This window comes from Rathayibacter rhapontici (genome assembly GCF_001995175.1).
Taxonomy (GTDB): domain Bacteria; phylum Actinomycetota; class Actinomycetes; order Actinomycetales; family Microbacteriaceae; genus Rathayibacter.
Map to the genome: position 1 here is coordinate 1 of NZ_MUKN01000108.1, position 4,143 is coordinate 4,143.

Genomic DNA, 4,143 nt, shown 5'->3' on the forward strand with positions numbered 1-4,143 from the left:
CGGGGCGGGCGCTGGTGGCGGTCGGGGCCGGCGCGGAGGTGCCCGCGCTGCCCTGGAGTGCCTGGCGGAGCTTGCGGGCCACGGGGGGCTCGATGCTCGAGGACGGTCCCTTGACGAACTCGCCCAGTTCTTTCAGCTTTGCAAGTGCGACCTTGCTATCGACGCCGAGTTCGGCTGCGATCTCGTGTACGCGTGGTTTTGCCACTTCTCTCCTGTCTTGGGCCTGCGCCCAAGACGGGGCAGGCCATCACAAACGGACGGATCTCATTTCGAGCCGCTCATCAGTCGTTGCTCATGATCAGTTCACGGGCCGTTCTGCCTGTTCTCTCTGCGGTGCGACCGTGCCCTGCGTCGGCTCCTCGTGGGGAGGAACCGGGCCGGTCGGACCGCGGGTGATGTACTGCTCCAGCTCGCTCGGGTCCACGCTCTCGCGCGTCTTGAACGCCCTGGGGAACGCGTGGCGCTTCACCGCGCGTTCGTAGCAGTCGTACGTGTCGTGCAGCCACGCTCCCCGACCAGCGCGAACCGCGCGCGGATCTACCGCGAGGGAGTTCGAGTGGAGGACGAGCCTCAGAAGAGAGGCCCGGGGGGCGCGCAGACGGCAGCCGACGCACGTTCTGACGGGTTCCACTCTACTCCCTCGTCCAGGGGAGCGCTTCCCCGCACGGCCGATGCTCGGGGATCACTCCCCGTCCATCACCGAATCGGGCTGGATGTCGATCTTCGCGCCGGTCAGCTTCGCGGCGAGTCGCGCGTTCTGACCCTCCTTGCCGATGGCGAGCGAGAGCTGGTAGTCGGGGACGAGTGCGCGCACGGCCTTGAGGCTCTGGTCGATCACGAACGCGCTGGTCACCTTCGCCGGCGACAGCGCGCTGGCGACGAAAGTGGGCAGGTCGGAGGAGTAGTCGACGATGTCGATCTTCTCGTTGTTCAGCTCGGCGGTGACCGCGCGGACGCGCTGCCCGAGCTCCCCGATGCAGGCGCCCTTGGCGTTCACTCCCGGCTCCGTCGCGCGGACGGCGATCTTGGTGCGGTGCCCGGCCTCGCGGGCGAGCGACACGATCTCGACGACACCGGAGGCGATCTCGGGCACCTCGAGCGCGAACAGCTTGCGCACGAGCGACGGGTGCGTGCGCGAGACCTGGACCGAGGGGCCCTTCTGACCGCGGCTCACGCTCGTCACGTACACGCGGATCCGGCGCCCGTGGCTGTAGTCCTCCCCCGGGACCTGCTCCTCGGGAGCGAGCATCGCCTCGATCGAGCCGAGGTCGACGTGGATCATCTTGGGGTTCGGGCCCTGCTGGATCACGCCCGCGACGATGTCGCCCTCGCGGCCCTTGAACTCGCCGAGGACCTTCTCGTCGCCGATGTCGCGCAGCCGCTGGTTGATGACCTGCTTCGCCGCGAAGGCGGCGATGCGGCCGAAGTCGCGCGGCGAGTCCTCGGACTCGCCGATCACGGCGCCCTCCTCGTCGATCTCGGGCACGAAGACCGACACGTGGCCGGTCTTGCGGTCGAGGTGCACGCGCGCGTCGACGGCGGTGGCCTTGTCGGCGTCGTCCGCCTGCCCGATGTGCTTGAGGTAGGCGGTGAGGATCGCCTGCTCGATGATCTGCACGAGTTCCTCGAAGGGGATCTCGCGCTCGCGCTCCAGGAGGCGCAGAACGCTCAGGTCGATGTCCACGGCGGGCCTTTCTCTCTATTCACTTGGCGTCGCACAGTGCGACCACGTCGAAGTCTCGCCCGACGCCGGCGGTGCCCCGGCTCCGTCGGGAGCCGGTCCGCGCGTCGGGACCATTGATCTTAGCGGACCCCGGCGTCGAGCACCCGGGACCGGAGAGGGGAACTCCGTCAGGCTCCGAGGCGTGCGAGCGCGTCGGCCACGGGGAGCTGCTCGCGCTCCCCCGTCCGGCGGTCCCAGAGCTCGACGATCCCCTCGGCCGCACCGCGGCCGGCGATCACGATGACGGGCACGCCGATCAGCTCGGCGTCGCCGAACTTCACTCCCGGCGAGACCTTCGGACGGTCGTCGATCAGCACGTCGCGCCCGGCGCTCTCGAGCGAGGCGCCGACCGACTCCGCGAGGGCGAGGGCGGCCGCGTCCTTGCCGGTGGCGATCACGTGCACGTCGAACGGAGCGACGTTCTCGGGCCAGATCAGACCGCGGTCGTCGTGGTTGCTCTCGGCGATGACCGCGAGGATCCGCGTGACGCCGATGCCGTAGGAGCCCATCGTGACGGTGACGAGCTTGCCGTTCTCGTCGAGGACCTTCAGGCCCAGCACCTCGGCGTACTTGCGGCCGAGCTGGAAGACGTGGCCGATCTCCATGCCGCGCGCCGTCTCGATCGGCCCCGAGCCGTCGGGGGCGGGGTCGCCCGCACGGACGTCGGCGACCTCGACGACGCCGTCGGACGTGAAGTCGCGGCCCGCGACGAGCTCGAGGACGTGCTTCCCCGGGGTGTTCGCCCCGGTGATCCACGCCGTGCCGTCGACCACGCGGGGGTCGAGCAGGTAGCGCACGCCGGTGGCCGACTCCTCGCCGAGCACCGCGCCCTCGGGCGACCAGGGGCCGATGTAGCCCTTCACCAGTCCGGGGTGCTTCGCGAAGTCCGCCTCGGTCGCGGCCTCGACCCCGGCCGGGGCGAAGGCGACCTCCGCGCGCTTGAGGTCGATGTCGCGGTCGCCCGGAAGGCCCACGATGACGAGCTCGCGGGTCCCGTCGAGGGCGGTCAGCGCGAGCACGACGTTCTTCAGGGTGTCGGCCGCGGTCCAGGCCCGGCCGTCGGCGCGGGGCTCGCGGTCGTTCGCCAGGTCGACCAGCGTCTGGATCGTCGGGGTGTCGGGCGAATCGAAGACGCGCGCCTCGGGCAGACCCTCGAGGGGACGGGCTTCGGGCACGGGAGTGCGGTAGGCCTCGACGTTCGCCGCGTAGCCGCCGGCGGAGCGGACGAAGGTGTCCTCGCCCACCGGGGTCGGGTGCAGGAACTCCTCGCTGCGCGAGCCGCCCATGGCGCCCGCGTCGGCCTGCACGATCACGTACTCGAGGCCCAGGCGGGCGAAGATCCGCTCGTAGGCGTCGCGCTGCAACTGGTAGCTCGCCTCGAGGCCCGCGTCGGTGTGGTCGAAGGAGTACGCGTCCTTCATGGTGAACTCGCGTCCGCGCAGGAGGCCGGCGCGGGGACGGGCCTCGTCGCGGTACTTGTCCTGGATCTGGTAGATCGACAGGGGCAGGTCCTTGTAGGAGGAGTAGAGGTCCTTGACCAGGAGGGTGAAGAACTCCTCGTGGGTGGGCGCCAGCATGTAGTCGGCGTCCTTGCGGTCCTTCAGGCGGAACACGCCGTCGCCGTACTCGGTCCAGCGTCCGCTCGCCTCGTAGGGCTCGCGCGGCAGGAGCGCGGGGAAGTGCACCTCCTGGGCGCCGGCCGCCTCCATCTCCTCGTGGATGATCCGCTCGATGCGGCGCTTCACGCGGAGGCCGAGCGGCAGCCAGGCGAAGACGCCCGGGGCCTGGCGGCGGATGTAGCCCGCGCGCACGAGGAGGCGGTGGCTCGCGACCTCGGCGTCCGAGGGATCCTCTCGGAGGGTGCGGACGAACAGGTGCGACAGACGGGTAACCACGAGGGACGATCCTATCCGGAGCCCGCGCGCCCGGGGGCGCCGTCAGTCGGGGATCCGCGAGAAGACCAGGCTCCCCCCGACCCCCTCGAGGACGACGTCCTCCGCTGTCCCGCCGAGCACGACCGGACCCGACAGCAGTGCCAGCAGCCGGTGCTCGGCGGGGCCGGGCCGCTCGCCGCAGCCGTCCGTCCAGACGGGCGGCTCCTGCGGTTCCAGCACGCCCGAGTCGATCGTGAACGGAGCGATGACGCTCGAGCACTCGGTGCCGATCACGAGGGTCTCGTACCCGTCCACCCGCTCGGTGCGCAGGCGCACCCGCGCGTCCTCCACCCAGGCGGAGTAGGGGCCCTCCCCCGACGCGGCCGTCAGCACCCAGCGGTCGCAGCCGAACGGGTCGGCGGCCGTGCGGCGATCGGTGCAGCCGTCGATGCCCGCCGCGGCGGCCGGGCGGAGCGAGGCGACGCCGGCCGCCGCGAGGGTCGCGACGACGACGGTCAGCGCGAGGCGGAGGACGGGGCGGACCAC

Annotated in this window: 5 protein-coding genes; all 5 read right to left on the reverse strand. The window is 71.2% G+C overall.

The features are described 5' to 3' along the window. The coding region (locus tag B0T42_RS18670) for a translation initiation factor IF-2 N-terminal domain-containing protein (protein ID WP_139344592.1) at positions 1-205 on the reverse strand (205 nt) is incomplete at its 3' end. A gap of 93 nt (positions 206-298) precedes the next feature. Then, positions 299-631 (reverse strand): YlxR family protein, encoded by a 333-nt coding sequence (locus B0T42_RS18675; protein WP_077224469.1) that lies wholly within the window; start codon positions 629-631, stop codon positions 299-301. A 51-nt stretch (positions 632-682) separates the two neighbouring features. Continuing rightward, a complete protein-coding gene (nusA, locus tag B0T42_RS18680) occupies positions 683-1,684 on the reverse strand; it encodes a transcription termination factor NusA (protein WP_077224470.1) in 1,002 nt (333 codons plus the stop codon). A gap of 167 nt (positions 1,685-1,851) precedes the next feature. Further along, positions 1,852-3,618, reverse strand: a complete 1,767-nt coding sequence (locus B0T42_RS18685; protein ID WP_077224471.1) for a proline--tRNA ligase — start codon at positions 3,616-3,618, stop codon at positions 1,852-1,854. A gap of 42 nt (positions 3,619-3,660) precedes the next feature. Then, positions 3,661-4,143, reverse strand: a 483-nt coding sequence (locus B0T42_RS20345) for a hypothetical protein (protein WP_158078197.1), incomplete at its 5' end; no start/stop codon positions are given.